Raw genomic sequence first — 18,963 nt, forward strand, 5'->3', positions numbered from 1 at the left:
TATGTTAGATTATGTTGAAAATTTCTTATAAAATTCTTATCGATTTTAAACGTTGATTTACCGCAATTTGAGGGAAATAATGGAAATAAAAGAAGAATATTCAATAGAACTTGAAAAAAAAGTTCAGGAAAAATGGGAAGATGAAAAAACATTCAAATTTTTAGAAGATGAAAAAAGGCCCCCATATATTATAGACACACCTCCACCATATCCAACGGGTAGAATGCACCTTGGACACGGTCTTAACTGGACATATATGGACATTATTGCGAGATTTAAAAGAATGAATGGATATGATGTGCTTTTCCCCCAAGGCTGGGACTGCCACGGACTTCCAACCGAAGTTAAAGTTGAAGAATTAAACAATATCACAAAGTCCGATATTGACAGACACGAATTTAGAAGACTCTGTGTAGAATTAACCGATGAAAACGTAGAAAAAATGAGAAACCAGGTTAAATCCCTTGGAATCTCGATCGATTGGGATAGGGAATATATTACAATGAATCCCGACTACGTTAGAAAATCACAGACTGCATTTTTAAAAATGTACGAAAAAGGACTGATTTACAGGGGGAAACACCCAGTAAACTGGTGCCCAAGATGTGAAACTGCGATTGCATTTGCAGAAGTAGAATATCAAGAAAGAACTTCCAAATTAAACTACATAAAATTCCCTTACGCTGAAAATGCTGAAAAATACCTTGAAATTGCAACATCAAGACCCGAATTAATGGCTGCCTGTGTTGGAATTGTTGTACATCCTGAAGATGAAAGGTACAGCGATGTTATTGGAAAAACAGTTAAAGTTCCATTATTTAATCAGGAAGTTACAGTTTACCCTGATTCCGATGTAGAACAAGACTTTGGTACCGGAGTTGTAATGGTATGTACTTTTGGTGACAAAACCGATGTTACATGGGTAAATAGGCATAAATTAGAAGTTAAAAAAGCAATTAACGAAAAAGGACAGCTTACAGAAATCTGTGGAAAATACGCAGGTCAAAAATCAGACGATGCACGAAAAGAAATTATTTCAGACTTAATATCCGAAGACTACATGATAAAACAAGACCCCCTTGAACAGAACGTTGGTTCATGCTGGAGATGTAAAACCCCTATCGAGATTATTGTTGGAGATCAGTGGTTTGTAAACGTTACAAAGTTATTAAAAGAAGTAGAAAACGCTGCAAACGAAATTTCATGGGTTCCAGAGCATATGAAAGCACGACTTTTAAAATGGGTCGAAGATATGGGCTGGGACTGGTGTATTTCAAGGCAGAGATTGTTTGCAACCCCAATTCCAGTATGGTACTGTAAAGACTGTGGGGAAATTATTGTAGCTAAACCTGAAGATTTACCAATAGACCCAACAAAAGAAAGCCCGTACACCTGTAAATGTGGAAACTCAAAGCTTGTTGCAGAAACCGATGTTTTGGACACTTGGATGGATTCATCAATTACTCCACTCGTTATAGCAGGATGGCTCGAAGATGAAGAATTCTTCAAAAAACACTACCCTGTTCAATTAAGACCTCAAGGTCATGATATCATCAGAACATGGGCTTTTTACACAATTGTTAGATCACTTGCAATCACCGGCGAAAAACCATGGGATGAAATCGTAATTAACGGAATGGTTTTCGGCGAAGATGGCTTTAAGATGAGTAAAAGTAGAGGAAACGTTGTTGAACCCGGAGAAATTACCAAAACTTACGGTGCAGATGCTTTAAGGCTATGGGCTTCAAACAGCACCATTGGAAAGGACGTTCCATTCGCTTGGAAAGAAGTAGAATACGGTGGAAGGTTTTTGCGAAAAATATGGAATGCATGTAAATTTGCAAAAATGAACATTTCTGATGAAGTAATTTCTGAATTGAAAACCATAAACACCATTGAAATTGAAAATCCTGTTGATTTGTGGATTTTGAGTAAATTAAATGATCTAATTTCAAAAGTTTCAAAAGATCTTGGAAATTACAAGATAAATACAGTTGTAGAAATTCAAAAATTCTTATGGCATGAATTCTGTGATAACTACATCGAAATGGTAAAACACAGACTTTACAGCAAAGAAGAATCTGAAAGCGCTCAAAAAGAAAAATTAATGGCACAATACACCCTTTATAAAGTAATTACAGAATCTGTAAAATTACTTACGCCATTTACCCCGCACTTTGCAGAAATTGTCGGACAAATCTACGAAATTGATAATTTGCATACCTCATGGCCAGTTGCGGATGAAAGCTTGATAAGTTTAGAAAACGAATTTGTCGGAGAAGTTGCAAAAAATACGGTTGCGTCAATTCGAAGATATAAATCAAACAAAGGAATGCCACTTAATGCAGAATTAAATAAAGTTGAAATGTACGTAAGCGATGAAAAAGATTTCAATGCTCTTTCAAAAGTTTCAAAAGATATTGAAAAATCTTTGAAAATTAAAGAATTAGAAATAAATCTTGGAAAACCACTTCTAGAACAGAAGATTGCAGAAGTGACTCCGAACAAGTCCAAAATCGGTCCAGAATTTAAAAAAGATGCTGGAAAAGTAACTGCATTTATCAAAGAAGCTGATGCAGAAACGATTGAAAAAATCCTTTCAGAAGGAATTGAAACCGAATTTGGCGTTTTAAACAAAGAACACATCAAAGAAGTAAAAAGAGCAATATATAACAAAGGAGAAATTGTTGAAACTGCAGATATTGACAATTTGATCGATACAATTGCAATAATCCAATAATTTTTCAAATATTCTTTTTTAAATATTTTTAAAACTTTATTTTTCCAATTTTTAAAATTAAATCATCACGTGCACAATGTATGCGCCAATTATTCCCCCAAATACCACGATTATCACGTTTAATCGATAGTATGCCAGGATTAAAGAAACAATTCCCCCGAATATGGCTGAATAGATGTTTCCTGTCGAATAAATTATTCCTGGAAATATTAAAGATGCGAGTGCCGCATATGGAATATAGCTAAAAAATGCCCTCCAAAAATGAGAAAGTTTTGCATCCTTGAGCATTACAATTGGAAGCATTCTTGGAATATACGTTACAATGGCCATGAATATTACTAATAATACCATTTCTTCCCTAGTCATCGCCATCACCATGCATAAACTTAGCTCCGATAAATGATGCCAAAATTGTCGTAATAATTATAATCCACCCTGTAGATATAAAATTAAACAAAGGAACCCATGTTAAAAGCGAACTGATGAATATGGCAACCATTACTATTTTTAAAACTTTATTTGAGCGCCTAATTGCAGGAATTAAAAGACCAATAAACATTACATAAAGCGAAATTCCCATACTGCTCTGTATTTCTTTTGGAATGCTTTCTGCCAAAAAAATTCCAAGAAAAGTTCCCAAATTCCATGCAAAAAATGCAGTGAAATTCAATCCAAATAAAAATTCAGGACTTAGTTTGGGCTCATTTTTTAACGAAGCTACGGCAAAAGTTTCGTCAGTTACTCCAAAAGAAATTAAACTCAAAAACTTTTTAGATTTTGTGTATTCGATCCTCTGTGAAAGTGACGAAGACATTAAAAAGTGCCTTAAATTTAATATAAACGTTGTTAAAACTATTTCAAAAGATGATGTTCCAATAGCAATCAAATTAACCCCTACAAACTGGCTTGCACCTGCAAATATAATTAAAGACATTAAAATTGAAATTTCGTAAGGAATTCCCATTGATTTTGCCAAAATCCCAAAAGCTATCCCGATCGGAAGGTAACCTATGGATATAGGAATTGCATCTTTTATACCCTCAAAATACAGTTTATTAAATGATAACTGTTTCATAATTTCTCCAAATTTATAATTAATTTTTAAATTATTTAAAATTCGATTATAAAAAATTAAAGATTCTTCAATAATATACCCTTTCAACACATAATACCTTTTGTATTACATATGATAGCCCAAATCAAAAAAATAAAATTTTTAAATTTCAAAAACACTTCCAACGTGTCCAAATTTAAATCCTGCCATATCACTCAATTCTTTTGTCGCATTAAATCCAGTACAATGCATTGGTGAAATTAATCTAAAGTTTTGGGTTTTCAAATAGTCTTTAACTTGATTTATGTAGTTTTCAGATGCGATTCCCATGTGAAAACCACCAATGATCCCGTTTACTTCATTTAGTGTTTTTGCATATTCAACGCAGTTAATTACTCCACTGTGGGTACATCCGCTAAGTATTATGTCTTTTACAATAACAAACATGTCATCAATTATGATATCGTCTGTTTTTTGACCATTTTCTACTTTTTCAAAATCTTCCCTTTCGTAAAAATTATTTCTTGGAATAGTACCCGAAATTATTAAGTTTTCCGAAATTTTAACGGGATCTTCAACAAGTTTTAGATTTTTATAACTTTTTAAAAAATTCCTTATGTTTTCATCAATTCCAATGTATCTATCCCCATGATACCTATCAACAAATGCAGATTTGTGAATATAAATTGGAATATCTAGATTTTCCCCGTATTTTTCAATAAAATAAGTAAATCCATCTGTATGGTCATAGTGACCGTGACTAAAGATTACTGCATCAAAATCATCTTCTTCATTCATTAATTTTAGATTATTTTCTAACACATAATCGTTTTGACCACAATCAAACAGGACTTTCGAGTCTTCGTCTTTAATAATTGCCGAAAATCCTGACTGTGCTAAAAACTTTCCTTTTGCAGTATTGTCCACAAGTATTTTTATTTCCATGAAAAACCACCTTAATAAATATTTAAATCATCTATTTTTATATATTATAGGATTAACTGTTTTATATAAAACACATATGGGCACTGGTGAAATTTTGAAAATATCTGGAATCGTAGACCTCTCAACAATTGATTATCCAAATCATGCATCTGCTATTGTTTTTTTATCAGGATGCAATATGAAATGTGGTTACTGCCAAAATTATGAAACTATTACCACAAATATATCTGAAATGACTGCTGAAGAAGTTTTTAACAGCATGGATTTGATGTTTGCTGAATCACTTGTGATAAGCGGTGGAGAACCAACCCTTCAGCCAGAAGCAGTTTTAGAACTTGCAAAACTTGCAAAAGAAAAAGGTTTTCCAGTTAAACTTGATACCAACGGAACAAACCCTGATTTAGTTGAAAAACTTATTTCAGATAAATTACTGGATTACATTGCAATAGATGTAAAAGCAGGATTTGATAATTACGAGAAAATTACAGGATACAAAAAAGAAATTAAAGAAAATATCTTAAAAATAATAGATACCTGTAAAAAAGCAGGAGTAACTGTAGAATGCAGAACTACATTTATTCCCGAATTAATGGATGAGTCAGACATTGAAGAAATTGCAAAAACAGTTAAAGACTGTGATTTATATACTATCCAGCAGTTTGACGAAGAACACTCCTACGATGAAGAATTGACTAAACTAAAATCAATTACTGAAGATGAATTAATTGCATTAGGAAAACTTGCAAAACAGTACATTGAAAATGTGAAGATAAAAACTCTCTCAAGTGAAATACCAATCAATTAGAGCGATAACATGGATTTAAAAACATGGGAATCCTTTTACAATCAGATACTCGATGATTTTGGATACGGTAGTGCTGAAGACTTAAGAAGTGCAGAAATTCTTGAAGAAATGATTAAAAAATTCAAAAATAATGTAGATTTAAGCGAAATTTCCGAAAAAATCTTTGAAAAAGAAGTCTATATCTTTGGTGCGGGACCATCACTTAAAAAACATGTTTTAAAATTGAAAGAAACCATCAATCAAGACATTGCAATTATTGCAGCAGATGGCGCTACCAAAGCACTTTTAGAAGAAAATATAGTTCCAGATATTATTGTTTCGGATTTAGATGGAGATATTGATTCAATTTTAAAGAGTAACGATCTCGGTTCAATTGTTGTAGCCCATGCTCATGGCGATAATATTGATAAACTTGAAAAATACATTAAATTACTAAAAAACATTGTAGGAAGTACGCAATTCCCGAAAAAATTTGATTTGCTTGTGAATTATGGCGGATTTACTGACGGGGATAGATGTTGTTTTTTAGCAGAAGAATTCGGCGCTAAAAAAATGATACTCTGCGGAATGGACTTTGGAATCTATGTAACAAAATATTCTCGCCCAAATATCGAAAATGACGTTGAACTTGCCGATGAAGTAAAAGTGAAAAAATTAAAATATGCGGAAATGTTTGTAAATTGGCTTGTTAACAATGGAAAAAGCCCCATTGAGTTCATGGCCTAAGTTTATTTCTTAGATGTTTTAAAAAACCATAGTTAAGTTTAAATAATATATATTTCAATACTTTTTCTGATAATTCTATTTATTGCTCGTGGAGATATTTATGTCAAATTCTTCGGAAAAAAGACTCGAAGAAATTAGAAAGCGAATTAACGAAATTGACGAACAGTTAATCGAATTGATTGCTGAAAGAACCAGTTTCGCACCTGAAATTGCTACACTTAAAAAGTCACTTGGAACCTGTGTCTTCGACCCAAAAAGAGAAGAATCAATCTGCGAAAAAACACGTTTGATGTGTGAAAAACACCATATAGAACCCGAAGTGGCCTTAAAAGTTATGAAAATTCTTATGGATTATAATAAAGAAGTCCAAAAAGACAGCATCGTAAGGTAAACTTAGCTAAATATATAAATTATAATTACAAATGTAATATGAAATGAAACAAGATTTATCCAACTCACATAGGTGATAACTTGGGAAGAATAAGACAAACATTCATCAAAAGAACCGGCGAAGAACTCATCGAGAAATTTGCAGATAAGTTCACAAGCGATTTTGAAGAAAACAAAAAAGCTGTTGAAGAAGTTGCAATGATCTCGACAAAAACATTGAGAAACAGAGTTGCAGGCTACGTTACTGCTAAAGTAAAAAAAATGAACGCATAAGGGTGTAATTATGCAAGGTGTATATCCTGCGATTATTACTCCATTTAAAGACGGTAAAGTAGACTATGACGGCCTACAATCAAACCTTGACTTTCTAATTGAAAATGGAGTTAGTGGAGTTATTCCTGTTGGAACGACTGGTGAATCACCAACCTTAACTCCATTAGAGCATGAACAGGTCATTGAAAAAGTTGTTGAATTTGTAGACGGTCGTGTTGAAGTAATTGCAGGTACCGGTTCTAATTCAACTTCAGAAGCGCTAGAATTTTCTCAATATGCAGAAGATGTCGGCGTTGATGGAGTGTTATTGATAACTCCATACTACAATAAACCAAGTCAGGAAGGCTTGAAAAGGCACTTTGGAGAAATCGCAAATTCAATAAACGTGCCTATCGTTCTATACAACGTTCCTTCACGAACTGCGCTAAACATAGAACCATATACTATTAAATACTTATTTGAAGAATACAGTAATATAACAGCCATAAAAGAAGCTAATCCAAATTTATCTCAGGTTTCTGAGGTACTGGATTCGTGCAACATTGACGTACTGTCTGGAAATGATGAATTAACTTTGCCAATCATATCCCTTGGAGGAAAGGGTGTTGTCAGCGTTGTTGCAAATATTGCACCAAAAGAATTCGTTCAAATGGTTGATTTTGCAAATGCCGGCAAATTTGACAAAGCAAAAGAAATTCACTATAAGTTGTTTCCACTAATGAAATTGATGTTTATCGAAACAAATCCAATACCGATTAAAACTGCGATGAACATGCTTGGAATGCCTTCAGGCGAGTTAAGGTTACCACTTTGCGAAATGGCGGAAAGCAATAAATCAAAATTGCAAAATGCACTTAACAACTTGGGCCTATTAAAATAATCATAGTTCGTGATATTATGATTAATGTTGAAAAAATTCAAAAACAAGCTGATGAAATCGTTGCTCAACTTTCAGAAGTTTTAGAAAACTTCGATCTCGAAACTGAGGAAGAGTATCACATTCTCGAAACAAAAAATGTTCTCAGGGATGACGATGAAGCTTTTCTTGATGAATCATTCAAAAATGATGCATTAAATGTGGCGCCTAAAGTAAAAGACGGATCAATTGTCGTTGAAAAAAGTAAATGGAGCCAATAATTATAATAACTAAAAAATGGAGCGTGAGACTATAAAAAGAAGCTCAAGAAGATGGAAAAAGAAAGGACAAATGAGATGGAAACACTACAAAAAAAGAATTAGAAGAATGAAAAGAGAAAAAAGAGAAAATAAATAATTAAGTAAATAATTATACTATTTTTTATGTTTTAAATTTTAATTTTTGTTAATTGTGAGAACTAGCTTTTTTTGATTTGTTAAAAAATAATTTATAAAAAAAGTTTTGGGGAGAATTTCTAATTTTTAGTTAGTAGTTTATTAGGGGGATTTTAGTGTATTACTATGGACTTTAAATTATATTTGGTAAATGATGTTATCGTTGGTTTAAGCTACACTCTCTATCGACCAGGGACACCACCCCTTTATCGACATATTACTCTTCTTTTTGGTTTATATTTATTCTTTTCCCCAAATAAACGTTAATAATAGCCATCTATATTTTCAATGGGTATTTATTTTAAATATTCAAAAAGTGAGTTCAAAAAAATTAATTGAGTTAAATTTACAACCATTAAAAAAATTTACAGATCAAAATATACATTTTTAAGATTTAAAATTAATTTACTGCCCAGAATAATTATCTCACATACTTTTGAATTCAATATACTTATTCTACATTACTTCGTAAAACTTTTTTAAAATTTAACCTGTGATCATCAACTTAAAAAAATCACTAAAAATACGCCCATCTTTTTTACAATTTTCAACATCATATTCATTCAAAAATAAATTTAATATTTAATGGTAATCTAATTAGATTGCAGTTTATAAAAAAAAGTAACTGTTATATATTATTTAATTTTAAAGGGATATTATTTAAAATAGTCAAAATTGTGATTTTCATAAATACTAAAACTAATCGGAGGCCAATCATGTCTGAAAACAGGAAAAAATTCGACAAAAAAGGTGCCAATAACATGGATGAGATTTCAAAAACACTATTTGCACCAATATACCCTGTGATCGCAGAAAATATTATTAACCGTTTTAAAATAACCAACGGCACCTGCGTAGACATTGGAAGTGGTCCCGGAGCGCTATCAATTGCGTTAGCAAAGCAGACCGATCTTTCGATAATAGCTTTGGACTTTTCTAAACACATGAACGAAATAGCCTCGAAAAATATTGAAGATGCTAACCTAAACGATCGAATCCAAATTGTTCAAGGGGATGTACACAATATCCCAATTGATAACGATTATGCGGATTTAATCGTTAGCAGAGGTTCAGTATTCTTTTGGAATGATATTGCCACATCATTTAGAGAAATTTATCGAATTCTCAAGCCAGGTGGAAAAACTTACATTGGTGGAGGATTTGGCAACAAAGAATTGCGTGATTCAATTTCAGCCGAGATGATACGCAAAAACCCAGATTGGAAAGAATTCAACCGAAAAAACATATCCCAAGAGAACGTTGAACGGTTCCAAAATGTGCTTGATGAAATAGGTATTCAATCTTACGAAATTATCCTTGAAGACGAAGGATTCTGGATTATAATCTCAAAAACCGGTCGAGGGGAGATCTAATGAAATGTACAGTATGTGAAATCGGGTGTGATATCCCAGAAGGGCGTTACGGTCGATGTAATATGTATACAAATCAAAACAGTAAGATAATCGAGAGGTTTCCTGAATCTTACCTTACAGTACTCCCCATTACAATTGAAACGATGCCCATGGTTCATTTTGCACCAAAAAATAAATTTTTACAGGTGAACACTGTTGGATGTAACTTTAAGTGTCAAGGATGTATCTCAGAAACTTTAACTTCAAATGTTGATGCATTAGCTGGTGCCCTCACTAAAGCTTCAGCCGCAGATATCGTACATCGTGCAAAAACTGAAGAATGCCAAGGTATTGTTTTTTGTCTTAATGATCCTGCTGCATCATATTATACATTTTTAGCCCTGGCAAAAGAAACGAAATCGGCTAATCTTTGGGTTGGATGTTCAACAAACGGTTATTTCACTGAAAAAGCCCTCACCACAATAATCCCATATCTTGATTTTGTCAATATTGGCTTGAAAGGTTCATCAGATGCACGTTATAAAGAATGCGGTGCAAAATCTGCAGCTCCCGTGTTTCGAAATATTCGCATGCTTCACGAAGCAGGAATACACGTGGAAACCTCTGCAATGTATATAAATGGCAATGATGAAGAGATATTAAAAGCCGCAAAGGAAGTGGCATCTGTTTCAAAAGATATACCATTACAGGTGATGCGTTTTGTACCTTTTGGAGAAGCAAAACCTGAACTAGAACCCACCATAAATAAATCCGAACAAATTGTAGGCCAGTTACGCTCCATTCTAAACTACGTCTACCTTTTTAATTCACCAGGAACTGAATATTTAACAACTGCCTGCCCAATCTGTGGGAATGAAATCATTAAACGTGAATTCTACGGGCCTATGGGATGCCGCACAACTGATTCTTGCGAAAACGGTAAGTGTTCCTGTGGATGGCTGGCGCCAGTAAAAGGGCCCATCAATAGTGAACAGTTTACTGAATACGGTATGCTTGGAGGATACCGGACTACACGTGCTATTGAAATGGCCCATGCCATTCTGATCACACTCGGAATCCGGGATAATGAAGAACTTGGAGAGATTCTTGGGGATATCATTAAAGAAGACTTCATTCGAGGGTTGCATGACCGTATTCAACAGATCAATTCTTGGATCGGACTTATCAACGATCTCGCTATGCGAACTGGGCGGGAAAAAGAAGGTAGTGAACTTATCACATTCATTCAAGAGCGTGTTGATAAGATATCTGAAGGTAGCAAACTGGTAAAATCACGTCCTTCTGTTTACTATTCAATGGGTTATCCATTATTTGCTTTGAATGCCGAGCGATTCGAAACCAATCTTGTAGAATCTGTTGGAGGCATTTGCGTTAATAAAAGTCTTACACGCAAAGGTAAACCTGGTGTTAATATCTCGGTAAATGAAATAAATGAACTCGGCCCTGATATAATGTTTATATCAGGATTTCTCTCTTCACCGGCTTCTGACTATATTCAATACTGTAGCAGGCACGGAATAGATAATAAAGCCGTTCAGATGGGAAATATATTTAATGTGCCTGCAGGGTGGGATTTTGGAAGTCCCAGGTGGATACTCGGATTCATGTTCCTTGCAAACGCCATTCATCCAGAAATATTCTCTTTCGACTTGGAAACTGAACAAAAAGAGTTCTATAAACGTTTTTATGGCATTGATGCAGAGAACGTTGTTACAAACCGTGACTTTTCAAGACCGGCATTAACTACCCCAAAAGAAATATAATTCCAAATTATCTTTTTTTTAAATAACGCTGTTTAAACCAAATATTAAAGTCAATTTAAAACAATAAATACAACTAAAAAAGACAGTACGGTAAATTATTAAAAAATTCATCTATCAAAGCATGCATTTTCAAGTTCTGCCAATGTATTTAGGTTTATAAATATATTGCATGATTCATCGATTTTTTCAGCATCCACGTACAATGGATTCAATTCATCTATCAAACGCCTTATAGGAAATGATCTATTCTTTTCAAGCATTTCTTCGACGATTGTTCCAAGTACATTTACGGATGAAATGTGATATAGTGAAAAAAGTGGCTCAATGAACCCATTTTTATGTTTTGGAACTATACAATCATTCCCATTTAATTCTGCTTCTTTTATGCAGTCAAGTATGTTTACGATAGATTCTTCGGTAATAAACGGCATGTCACATGGAACCAAAAAAACCCACTGTGAAGTAGTATTTAACATTCCAGAAAGCATTCCAATCAATGGACCCATTTCTGGGACAAAATCCCAAGTAATCGTTTGATGGTACTTTTTATAATAATAAAGCTGTTTTTCAATTTCGCTTTCAGATTTTTCCATAAATCTAGGGTTTCTAAATACTGTAACAAATGGAATCTCCATATCCAATAGCATATCCGCAATATTTTCTATCAAATATTTATTGCCAGACTTTCTAAAGGATTTTTCGCCACCCATACGTTCTGCTTTTCCGCCAGATAATATAATCGCTGATATCATAAGTGTCCCGATTTTTAAAACATGATTTTGACAAGATTTATATACTCTTTTATTTATACTTGTTGTGATAATCGTTGCGATTGGATTTATTGAAACAAATGGTGAAATAATGGAAAAAGGAAAACTCGTAAAAATTTCATACGACGGATATGTTGAAGAAAACTTGTTTGATACAACAAACGAAGAAACAGCTAAAGAACAAGGAATTTTCAATCCAAACATGGTTTACGGTACAGTTACCGTATCCGCTGGCGAAAAAATGTTAATCCCTGGACTCGACAACGCTATAATGGAAATGAACGTTGGAGAAGAAAGAGAACTTGATTTAGCTGCTGAAGAAGCTTTTGGTAAAAGAGACCCTTCACAAGTAAAAATCGTTCCAATGAAAGAATTCAAAAAACACAACGTAAACCCAATCCCAGGAATGCCTGTAAACATAGACAACAAAATCGGAAAAGTTGTTAGCGCAAACGGTGGAAGAATATTGGTTGACTTCAACCACGAACTTGCAGGAAAAGCTTTAAAATACAAATTAAAAATCGAAGAACTTGTAGAAGCTCCTGAAGCTATTGCTTTAGAAGTTGCAAAATTATTCATTCCAAGAATTTCAGAAGAAAACTTAAAAATAACCATTGACGGCGAAAACGTAACATTGGACCTCCCTGAAAACACGGCATTCATGCAAAACCTCCAAATGGTTAAAATGGGAATTGCAAACGAATTAATCAAAAGATTAGAAGCTAAAAAAGTTTCATTCATTGACAACTTCGTTAAAAAAACAGAATAATTAAAATTAAATAATCTTCTCTTTTTCACGTTTTATTCGGGTCATTTTAAATAGTAACTTTTTTAAATTACATGATACATAGTTAGTGTAAACACTACCCCTTAACCCCTATTGCACACTGTGATAACCATGGAAGACCGATATGGAAGAGAAATCCGTTCTTTTAGACTTTCGATAACTCCAAAATGTAATTTAAAATGCTTTTACTGCCATAAAGAAGGTAGAAATGAGGAGCACGGCAAATTAATGAGTGCTGATGAAATTGGAAAAATTGTAAAATCTTCATTAGAATTTGGAGTTAGAAAAATTAAGATTTCTGGTGGAGAACCACTTTTAAGAACTGATTTACCAGAAATTATTGAAAATATTAAAGATGACCAGATTAAAGATATTTCACTAACTACAAATGGGATATTGCTTGAAAAATATGCACAAAAATTAAAAGATGCCGGACTTGATAGAGTAAACGTGAGTTTAGATACGCTAGATCCTGAACAGTACAAACAAATTACTGCTGGCGGAAACATTGAAAGCGTAAAAAAAGGAATTGAAAAAGCTATCGAAGTCGGTTTAACACCATTGAAAGTTAATTTTTTGGCAATGGACTGTACAATAAACCAACTTCCAGCTATCATGGATTACTGCAGAAAAATTGGTGCAATACTTCAGGTAATTGAATTTATTCCAATGGAAGAGGAGTTAAAACATCACCACATAGATGTCGTTCCAATTGAAGAAGAAATTGGGAAAAAAGCAGATCAGGTATTTACGAGAAAATTCATGCAAAATCGGAAAAAATATATTGTTGATGGATTAGAAGTTGAATTTGTTCGGCCAATGGACAATACCGAATTTTGCGGACACTGTACAAGAATAAGACTTACTTACGATGGTTATTTAAAACCTTGTCTTTTAAGAGACGATAATTTAGTGGATGTCGCAAATCCGCTTAGAAATGGAGAAGATATTAGAAAATACTTCATAAAATGTATCGAAGAAAGAGAACCTTTCTGTAAAGCTCAGTGAAATAATGAAAACTGCAGAATATTTCATTAAAAAGCTTGGTTTAGAAAAACATCCTGAAGGGGGCTTTTATAAACGGATATATCAATCTGACGAAGTAATTTCAAAAGATAAGTTGCCAGAACGATACAATTCAGACCGGTTCTATTCTACTTCGATATATTATCTTTTAAATGGAAATGATGTTTCAAAATTCCATCGTTTAAAATCTGATGAAATATGGCATTACTATTTTGGAAGTCCTGCGATTATTCATATTATTGATGATCTTGGAAATTATTCTTTAAAAAAATTAGGGCCCAATCTCGAAAAAAGTGAAAATTTTCAGGTGATTATCCCTAAAAATTCATGTTTTGCTGCAGAAGTTGTTGAAAAAAATTCTTTTGTAATTGTTGGATGTACTGTATCCCCGGGTTTTGATTTTGAAGATTTCAGACTTGCTTCAAAAGATGAACTATTAAAAAAATATTCTGAGCATGTTAATTTAATTAAAAAATTCTCTGATTAATTTTAATAAGATTACAGTAGTATCTATCATTCAGATAAAAAATATTCTTAACTAGGCGAATGGGTGAAAGTTTGAAATCGGTTCTAAAAAAAATAGGATGTATCCTATTTGGAAGTACACTATTATCTACGTCCTTTATGGCAGTTTATGCCCTCGAAAAATACGGGAATGTAAATGACTTTTTAGATGATGATTTGGTAAAGAACGGAAACCCCGACGTTTATATCGTAGTTGGAGAAAATTCTGCTGCACTGGATGTAACTTCAGCAAATCAAATCTCTGCAAAAATTGGAACTCTTACTTACTCTGAAATAGTTATTGAAGAGGAATCTACCGTAGAATACCAAATTATTGGGAAATCTGAAAGTATTAATTTACTGGATGGGACTGACAAATTAGATAGTACCGGTACCGAAAAATCCTGGATTTTAGTTACTGCAGCCGATGATAGTTATTCTAACTATTTTAACAATGATGAAGGAAATTCTTTTTCATATTCTGGATTTTCAGAAGCAGATCAGACAAAATCGCTTGGAGAATTTGGATATTTACTTGAATTGGATGATATGGATCCAGAAAATCATTTTGAATCTGATGATGATGCTACAGAAATAATATTTACAAGAATTATTGATTCAAACAAAAATGTAAATTCTCAAACGTTTGATATTGGAAAAGACATGGTTTACGCATCAATAATTTATCCAAATCAGGTTTCGGCATTTAAATTATCAAAAGAACTAAAAGAAGGTTATGAAATTCCATTTTTAGGTGACAGATACCGTATTGTAAAAATTGATGAAAATGAGGGTATAATCTACCTTGGAACCCCTTCATACGATGGAACTATTGAACAGAACGAATACATAAGTTTGGGGGAGTATCAAGTAGTTTTGGGTGAAATTTTAGAAAGCGAAGATAAATATAGCGTTCAAATTTCAGTATTAAGAAATGGTAAAATAATTAAAGAACATACTGAGATTTTAAGTTCAGATAAATCATTTTCATTTATTGCTGGCGGTATTGGAGTTACAGTTCATGATGTATGGTTAAATAGTGCAGCAGATACTGGTTATGCAGATATCACGATATGTAAATCCATACTTGAATTAGAACTTGGGGAAGAATACATTGATGACTGGGAAGTAAGAACTGTTAACAATAACGGCGGAACTATTGACTTTTTAAAAACTTATGAAGACAGTGCAGTTGGAATTGCTCTTGTGTACACTGGAAGTGACGTTGAAAGAATAAAGGATGGGGACAAGCTTGAAATTGCAGATTACGTAAAGTTAGTATTTGACGATGAAGACGATCTTGATAAAATGATTGCCCAATATAAAGCTGAAAGAACAGTAACTACCGGATCTACTGGTGGAACCGTCATTACACAATCCGGAAAAGTTCCGGAAGTGATTCTCGATATTGAAATCGAACTTGATGAAGCGGATAAAAATTTAATCCTCATTGGTGGCCCTGTTGCAAACAAACTGACAGAAGAGTTGCAAAATGATGGAAAAATCAATATTGACAATGAAAGCCCGGCAACCGCAATATTGGTCGAAGGTGCTGCAAATGGAAACGACGTCCTTGTAGTTGCAGGAGGAGATAGATACAGTACAGAAAGTGCAGTACTATCCATCATAAATCTCATTTAATGTCATTTTAAATTATTTCTTTTTTCAAATTTGTTCGAAATATCGTGTTCAACAGATAATTTTTTAAAACTTAAAACCATATTCATAGTGAAAAGTATGGCCGTAATACCTATACTTCTTAAAAAACTGGAAATTAGAGGATAAAAATGGCTGAAAAAAACCACGTCGGTATTAAAATTAAACAGACACGAGAAAGACAGAATATGTCCATCGAAGAACTTGCAAAAGCAAGTAACAGCAGTGTAAATCTTATCGAAAGCTTGGAAAATGGAGATTTAGTTCCGTCATTAACCCCTCTTTTTAAAATTGCAAGAGCCCTTGGCGTTAGACTCGGTACATTTTTAGACGATGCTCCTCAGAGCGGCCCTGTAGTAACCAAATCTGGAAGCTCAGAAAGTATTGTCAGATTTTCAGGAAAAATTGATGGAAGTAAAGACAGTAAATTGGATTTTTACGCACTTGCCAGTGAAAAACAGGACAGGCATATGGAACCATTCATAATAGACGTTTATCCAATTGAATCTGAAGAATATAAGCTCTCTTCACATGAAGGAGAAGAATTCATCTATGTAATGGGTGGAGAAATTGAAGTATTGTACGGAAAAGAAAAATACCTTCTTAAACAAGGAGACAGCATATACTACGATTCAATCGTTCCACATGACTTGCATGCATTTGGAAAAGATGTTGCAAAAATTCTTGCAGTAATATACTCACCATTTTAATCCTTATAAATCGTGATAATAATGTTTAAAACAACCGTAACCCCCCGATTTGGCGATGTTGATGGATTAAAACATGTAAACAACATCGTACCTGCAATTTGGTTTGAACAGGCCAGAAATCCATTATTCGAAATATTTGTACCAGACTTTGATTTAAGCTACGAAAAATGGAATTTGATAATGGTAAGAACGGAATTTGACTTCGTAGGCCAGATGTATCTTGGAATGGATGTTGAAATTAGATCATATATCTCAAAAATTGGAAACTCATCATTTACAATGTACCAGGAAGCATGGCAAAACGGCAAATTGGCAGTAAAAGGAAAAGCAGTTGCTGTTCACTATGATTTTATAAATCAAAAGTCAGTTCCAATACCGGATTCCATTAAAGAAAAGTTAAAAGAACACTTTATCGAAGGAATCGATTAATACCACAATTAGAGGTACATTATGCTTTTTACAAACGATACTATTGGAGCACTCTTTGAAAAGCAGGTTCGAAAAGACCCTGAAAGAGAATTCATGGTATATCCAGATAGAAATCTTAGATTAACATATAAAGAATTTGACGATAGAGTAAATATGCTCGCAAAAGGTCTTCTTGAAATTGGTATAACCAAAGGAGACCATGTTGGAATATGGGCTAAAAACGTTCCAGACTGGCTCACATTCATGTTTGCTACTGCAAAAATCGGAGCAGTTTTGGTTACCGTAAACACTGCATACAAAAGCCACGAACTTGCGTATGTCCTTAAACAGTCAGACATGAAAGCTCTTGCAATTATTGACGGATTTAGGGATACAAATTATATCGATATTTTGTATGAACTCGTTCCAGAATTAAAAACATGCCAGAGAGGCTGTTTAAACAGTTCGGAGTTTCCATTCCTAAAAAGCGTAATTTACGTTGGACAGGAAAAACACCGTGGAATGTACAACACGAACGAATTAATGCTTCTTGGAAAACACAACCCTGATGACGAACTCTTAAGGATTAAAAAAGAGTTAAATTGTGATGATGTAATCAACATGCAGTACACTTCAGGAACTACAGGCTTTCCAAAAGGAGTTATGTTAACACATAAAAACATCTTGAATAACGGGTTTTACATTGGCGATAGGCAGAAATTTACTGAAGAAGACCGTTTATGTATCACTGTACCGCTTTTCCATTGTTTTGGTATTGTTCTTGCGGTTATGGCAATTTTAACCCACGGGGGAACAATGGTAATGGTGGAGCTTTTTGACCCGCTTTTGGTTCTTGCAGCAGTTCAAAAAGAAAAGTGTACTGCCCTTTATGGGGTACCAACCATGTTTATTGCAGAATACAGCCACCCGATGTTTGAAATGTTTGATCTTTCAAGTCTTCGTACTGGAATTATGGCAGGATCCACACCACCAATAGAAGTCATGAAAAAAGTGGTTAAAGACATGTATATGACTGGAATAACGAGTGTATACGGTCTAACAGAAGGATCCCCAGGATTTACCCAAACCAGTATTGATGACTCGTTAGAAAAAAGAGTAAAAACTGTTGGAAGGAAATTACCCGAATGTGAAGTAAAACTTGTAGACCCTGAAACTGGCGAAACATTAGGCCCTGGAGAAATTGGGGAAATATGCTGTAAAGGCTACAATGTCATGAAAGGATACTATAAAATGCCTGAAAAGACTAAAGAAGTAATCGATGAAGATGGCTGGCTCCACAGTGGTGATTTAGCTACGGTAGATGAAGAAGGATACTATTCAATTGTGGGCCGTATCAAAGAAATGATTATACGTGGTGGGGAAAATATCTACCCGCGAGAAATTGAAGAATTTTTATACACCATGCCCGGAATTAATGATGCACAAGTAATTGGAATTCCTGATGAAAAATACGGAGAAATTGTTGGTGCATTTGTAATCCCTAAAGAAGGTTATGACATTAGAGAAGAAGACGTTAGAGACTTTGCACTTGATAAAATTGCAAGGTATAAAGTTCCAAAACATGTATTTGTAGTAAAAGAATTCCCTATGACTGCAAGCGGAAAAATACAGAAGTTTAAATTAACTGAACTTGCAGTTGAACTCTTAAAAAAAGAGAATGAAATATTATAATACCTTTTTTATAATTTTTAGATTTATGGT

General features: G+C 33.7%; 20 protein-coding genes. 16 read left to right on the forward strand and 4 right to left on the reverse strand.

What is annotated here, in order from left to right; translation table 11 throughout:
* Positions 1-79: 79 nt before the first annotated feature.
* Positions 80-2,740 carry a valine--tRNA ligase gene (locus HNP90_RS08375; RefSeq protein WP_012068123.1) on the forward strand — a complete coding sequence of 887 codons (2,661 nt, stop codon included), beginning with the start codon at positions 80-82 and terminating at the stop codon, positions 2,738-2,740.
* Between the two features lie 57 nt (positions 2,741-2,797).
* Here the strand turns inward: HNP90_RS08375 and HNP90_RS08380 are convergent, their stop codons facing one another.
* The 3 genes from HNP90_RS08380 to HNP90_RS08390 all read right to left on the reverse strand — a co-directional run bounded on the left by HNP90_RS08380 (position 2,798) and on the right by HNP90_RS08390 (position 4,739).
* Positions 2,798-3,106, reverse strand: a complete 309-nt coding sequence (locus tag HNP90_RS08380; protein WP_012068122.1) for an AzlD domain-containing protein — start codon at positions 3,104-3,106, stop codon at positions 2,798-2,800.
* Positions 3,099-3,815, reverse strand: coding sequence for an AzlC family ABC transporter permease (locus HNP90_RS08385; protein ID WP_012068121.1), 717 nt, complete (start codon positions 3,813-3,815; stop codon positions 3,099-3,101). Before HNP90_RS08385 ends, HNP90_RS08380 begins: the two co-directional genes overlap by 8 nt.
* 141 nt (positions 3,816-3,956) lie before the next feature.
* Positions 3,957-4,739 (reverse strand): MBL fold metallo-hydrolase, encoded by a 783-nt coding sequence (locus HNP90_RS08390; protein ID WP_012068120.1) that lies wholly within the window; start codon positions 4,737-4,739, stop codon positions 3,957-3,959.
* A gap of 76 nt (positions 4,740-4,815) precedes the next feature.
* Between HNP90_RS08390 and HNP90_RS08395 the strand changes: the two genes are divergently transcribed.
* From HNP90_RS08395 to HNP90_RS08430, 8 genes are all read left to right on the forward strand, one after another.
* Positions 4,816-5,544: an anaerobic ribonucleoside-triphosphate reductase activating protein gene (locus HNP90_RS08395; protein WP_048060512.1), complete on the forward strand. Its 729-nt coding sequence runs from the start codon at positions 4,816-4,818 to the stop codon at positions 5,542-5,544.
* Positions 5,545-5,553: 9 nt separating this feature from the next.
* Entirely contained in the window at positions 5,554-6,270 is a 717-nt protein-coding gene (locus tag HNP90_RS08400) for a 6-hydroxymethylpterin diphosphokinase MptE-like protein (protein WP_012068118.1), read from the forward strand.
* 100 nt (positions 6,271-6,370) lie between these two features.
* The gene (locus HNP90_RS08405) at positions 6,371-6,661 is read left to right on the forward strand and encodes a chorismate mutase (RefSeq protein ID WP_012068117.1); all 291 of its coding nucleotides are present in this window, start codon (positions 6,371-6,373) and stop codon (positions 6,659-6,661) included.
* A gap of 80 nt (positions 6,662-6,741) precedes the next feature.
* Positions 6,742-6,933, forward strand: coding sequence for a 30S ribosomal protein S17e (locus tag HNP90_RS08410; RefSeq protein ID WP_011868789.1), 192 nt, complete (start codon positions 6,742-6,744; stop codon positions 6,931-6,933).
* A 10-nt stretch (positions 6,934-6,943) separates the two neighbouring features.
* Positions 6,944-7,813: a 4-hydroxy-tetrahydrodipicolinate synthase gene (gene dapA, locus HNP90_RS08415; protein WP_012068116.1), complete on the forward strand. Its 870-nt coding sequence runs from the start codon at positions 6,944-6,946 to the stop codon at positions 7,811-7,813.
* Positions 7,814-7,830: 17 nt separating this feature from the next.
* On the forward strand, positions 7,831-8,070 hold the full coding sequence (gatC, locus tag HNP90_RS08420) for an Asp-tRNA(Asn) amidotransferase subunit GatC (protein WP_011868791.1): 240 nt from the start codon (positions 7,831-7,833) through the stop codon (positions 8,068-8,070).
* 890 nt (positions 8,071-8,960) lie between these two features.
* Positions 8,961-9,617 carry a class I SAM-dependent methyltransferase gene (locus tag HNP90_RS08425; protein WP_012068115.1) on the forward strand — a complete coding sequence of 219 codons (657 nt, stop codon included), beginning with the start codon at positions 8,961-8,963 and terminating at the stop codon, positions 9,615-9,617.
* Positions 9,617-11,380, forward strand: a complete 1,764-nt coding sequence (locus tag HNP90_RS08430) for a radical SAM protein (protein ID WP_012068114.1) — start codon at positions 9,617-9,619, stop codon at positions 11,378-11,380. Before HNP90_RS08425 ends, HNP90_RS08430 begins: the two co-directional genes overlap by 1 nt.
* 107 nt (positions 11,381-11,487) lie before the next feature.
* On the opposite strand, the gene HNP90_RS08435 is transcribed toward HNP90_RS08430, so the two are convergent.
* The gene (locus HNP90_RS08435; protein WP_012068113.1) at positions 11,488-12,132 is read right to left on the reverse strand and encodes a molybdenum cofactor guanylyltransferase; all 645 of its coding nucleotides are present in this window, start codon (positions 12,130-12,132) and stop codon (positions 11,488-11,490) included.
* Positions 12,133-12,241: 109 nt separating this feature from the next.
* Between HNP90_RS08435 and HNP90_RS08440 the strand changes: the two genes are divergently transcribed.
* From HNP90_RS08440 to HNP90_RS08470, 7 genes are all read left to right on the forward strand, one after another.
* Entirely contained in the window at positions 12,242-12,919 is a 678-nt protein-coding gene (locus HNP90_RS08440) for a peptidylprolyl isomerase (protein ID WP_048060472.1), read from the forward strand.
* Between the two features lie 129 nt (positions 12,920-13,048).
* On the forward strand, positions 13,049-13,945 hold the full coding sequence (gene moaA / locus HNP90_RS08445) for a GTP 3',8-cyclase MoaA (protein WP_012068111.1): 897 nt from the start codon (positions 13,049-13,051) through the stop codon (positions 13,943-13,945).
* 4 nt (positions 13,946-13,949) lie between these two features.
* On the forward strand, positions 13,950-14,450 hold the full coding sequence (locus HNP90_RS08450; RefSeq protein WP_012068110.1) for a cupin domain-containing protein: 501 nt from the start codon (positions 13,950-13,952) through the stop codon (positions 14,448-14,450).
* Between the two features lie 71 nt (positions 14,451-14,521).
* Positions 14,522-16,108, forward strand: coding sequence for an S-layer protein (locus HNP90_RS08455; RefSeq protein ID WP_048060471.1), 1,587 nt, complete (start codon positions 14,522-14,524; stop codon positions 16,106-16,108).
* Between the two features lie 146 nt (positions 16,109-16,254).
* Positions 16,255-16,833: a helix-turn-helix domain-containing protein gene (locus HNP90_RS08460; RefSeq protein WP_012068108.1), complete on the forward strand. Its 579-nt coding sequence runs from the start codon at positions 16,255-16,257 to the stop codon at positions 16,831-16,833.
* Between the two features lie 21 nt (positions 16,834-16,854).
* On the forward strand, positions 16,855-17,262 hold the full coding sequence (locus HNP90_RS08465) for an acyl-CoA thioesterase (RefSeq protein ID WP_011868798.1): 408 nt from the start codon (positions 16,855-16,857) through the stop codon (positions 17,260-17,262).
* 21 nt (positions 17,263-17,283) lie between these two features.
* Positions 17,284-18,933: an AMP-binding protein gene (locus tag HNP90_RS08470; protein ID WP_012068107.1), complete on the forward strand. Its 1,650-nt coding sequence runs from the start codon at positions 17,284-17,286 to the stop codon at positions 18,931-18,933.
* Positions 18,934-18,963: the final 30 nt, after the last annotated feature.

Origin of the sequence: Methanococcus maripaludis (genome assembly GCF_013760955.1) — an archaeon.
GTDB lineage: Archaea > AGJL01 > Methanococci > Methanococcales > Methanococcaceae > Methanococcus > Methanococcus maripaludis_A.

Coding starts and splice junctions, on each gene's coding strand:
- HNP90_RS08375 (WP_012068123.1), top strand. CDS start 80: ATGGAAATAAAAGAAGAATATTCAATAGAACTTGAAAAAAAAGTTCAG.
- HNP90_RS08380 (WP_012068122.1), bottom strand. CDS start 3,106: ATGACTAGGGAAGAAATGGTATTATTAGTAATATTCATGGCCATTGTA.
- HNP90_RS08385 (WP_012068121.1), bottom strand. CDS start 3,815: ATGAAACAGTTATCATTTAATAAACTGTATTTTGAGGGTATAAAAGAT.
- HNP90_RS08390 (WP_012068120.1), bottom strand. CDS start 4,739: ATGGAAATAAAAATACTTGTGGACAATACTGCAAAAGGAAAGTTTTTA.
- HNP90_RS08395 (WP_048060512.1), top strand. CDS start 4,816: ATGGGCACTGGTGAAATTTTGAAAATATCTGGAATCGTAGACCTCTCA.
- HNP90_RS08400 (WP_012068118.1), top strand. CDS start 5,554: ATGGATTTAAAAACATGGGAATCCTTTTACAATCAGATACTCGATGAT.
- HNP90_RS08405 (WP_012068117.1), top strand. CDS start 6,371: ATGTCAAATTCTTCGGAAAAAAGACTCGAAGAAATTAGAAAGCGAATT.
- dapA (WP_012068116.1), top strand. CDS start 6,944: ATGCAAGGTGTATATCCTGCGATTATTACTCCATTTAAAGACGGTAAA.
- gatC (WP_011868791.1), top strand. CDS start 7,831: ATGATTAATGTTGAAAAAATTCAAAAACAAGCTGATGAAATCGTTGCT.
- HNP90_RS08425 (WP_012068115.1), top strand. CDS start 8,961: ATGTCTGAAAACAGGAAAAAATTCGACAAAAAAGGTGCCAATAACATG.
- HNP90_RS08430 (WP_012068114.1), top strand. CDS start 9,617: ATGAAATGTACAGTATGTGAAATCGGGTGTGATATCCCAGAAGGGCGT.
- HNP90_RS08435 (WP_012068113.1), bottom strand. CDS start 12,132: ATGATATCAGCGATTATATTATCTGGCGGAAAAGCAGAACGTATGGGT.
- HNP90_RS08440 (WP_048060472.1), top strand. CDS start 12,242: ATGGAAAAAGGAAAACTCGTAAAAATTTCATACGACGGATATGTTGAA.
- moaA (WP_012068111.1), top strand. CDS start 13,049: ATGGAAGACCGATATGGAAGAGAAATCCGTTCTTTTAGACTTTCGATA.
- HNP90_RS08450 (WP_012068110.1), top strand. CDS start 13,950: ATGAAAACTGCAGAATATTTCATTAAAAAGCTTGGTTTAGAAAAACAT.
- HNP90_RS08460 (WP_012068108.1), top strand. CDS start 16,255: ATGGCTGAAAAAAACCACGTCGGTATTAAAATTAAACAGACACGAGAA.
- HNP90_RS08465 (WP_011868798.1), top strand. CDS start 16,855: ATGTTTAAAACAACCGTAACCCCCCGATTTGGCGATGTTGATGGATTA.
- HNP90_RS08470 (WP_012068107.1), top strand. CDS start 17,284: ATGCTTTTTACAAACGATACTATTGGAGCACTCTTTGAAAAGCAGGTT.